This is a genomic window from Streptomyces altiplanensis, from assembly GCF_053591575.1.
On the sequence record NZ_JBSFUB010000231.1, the window covers coordinates 1 to 1,324 of the forward strand.

At 67.1% G+C, this 1,324-nt stretch carries 2 protein-coding genes; both read right to left on the reverse strand.

From position 1 onward, the window contains the following. Positions 1–34: 34 nt before the first annotated feature. The gene (locus ACWD0Y_RS36645) at positions 35–925 is read right to left on the reverse strand and encodes an IS3 family transposase (RefSeq protein ID WP_450264577.1); all 891 of its coding nucleotides are present in this window, start codon (positions 923–925) and stop codon (positions 35–37) included. Between the two features lie 23 nt (positions 926–948). Beyond that, positions 949–1,236, reverse strand: a complete 288-nt coding sequence (locus ACWD0Y_RS36650; RefSeq protein ID WP_450264576.1) for a transposase — start codon at positions 1,234–1,236, stop codon at positions 949–951. Between the last annotated feature and the right edge of the window lie 88 nt (positions 1,237–1,324).

The following is a 1,324-nucleotide window of genomic DNA, read 5'->3' on the forward strand; positions in this document are numbered from 1 at the left end:
CTGAAGTTCCCCCCGCGAGCTGGACAGCGGGGGCTTACGCTGCCGGGGCGAGGTTCTGCCTGAGCAGAGACCTCGTTTCGAGCGGGGTGACGTACCCGTGGTCGGGGTGCCGACGGAGCCGGCTGCGGTTGTACTCGATCTCGATGTAGCGGAAGACGTCGGCCCGGGCACTCTCGCGGGTCGCCCAGACGGTCGTCCCGATCTCCGCTTTCAGGATGGCGAACCAGCTTTCCGCGACGGCATTATCGTAACAAGAGCCGACGCGCCCCATCGACTGCCGCATGCGCAACTTGCGTATTTCGGTGCGGAATTCGTCACTCTTGTACTCGCTGCCCCGATCCGTGTGCATGACACACCCCTCCTCCAGGGCGCCGCGCCCGGCGGCCATCCGCAGCGCGGCGACCGGCAGCTCGGCGCGGTGGTGGTCGGCCATCGCCCATCCGACCACCTCCCGCGTCGCAAGATCGATGCAGGTCGCCAGGTACAACTTTCCCTCAAGGGTGACCAGTTCGGTCATGTCACCGACCAGTCGCATGCCGGGGCGAGGTGCGGTGAAGTCCCGGCCGATGAGATCGGCGGCGAACACCGCCCGCCTGGCCTGACGGGTCAGGCCACGACGACGGCGCCGGGTGATCCCGGTGATGCAATGGGCGCGCATCAGCCGCTCGACCCGCTTCTCGTTGACGACCCGGCCGGCCCGCCGCAGCGCCGCGTGGATCCGCGGAGCTCCATAAGCGCCGCGTGAGCCGGCATGCAACACCCGGATCTCGCCCACCAGCAGCTTCTCGGCCCTGTCCCGCACTGCTCGGGCCGGCTGTGACGCCAGGTGCGCGTAGTAGGTGGAACGGGGTACTCCCAGCACGCGGCACAGAAACGTAACGCTGTGACCTGCAGGATTACCCTCGGACGCCTTCTCCGCGTTGATGAAGCGACACCGTGCGGCGGTGTCTACCTCATCTTGTCCCGCGCGAAGAAGGCGGTCGCTTTTCCCAGGACCTCGATCGTGGCCTCCTGCTCGCGGACCTTCCGCCGCAGCCGGACCAGCTCCTCACGCTCCGCAGTGGTCAGGGCCCCCGCCGGCCCATCACCGCGGTCGATCTTCGCCTGCTTCACCCACCCGCGCAGCCCTTCCGGACTCACGCCCAGGTCCCTGGCGACCTCGGTGACCGTCTTGTCCGAGGACAGCGCCAGAGCGACCGCGTCCCGCTTGAACTCGGCCGTGTACCTCTTACTCATATTGCTCTTCGTGCTCACTACTTGTGACTGCTTCCTCCAGGACCATCTGTCCCAGTATCAAGCCGTCCAGCTCGCGGGGGGAACCTCA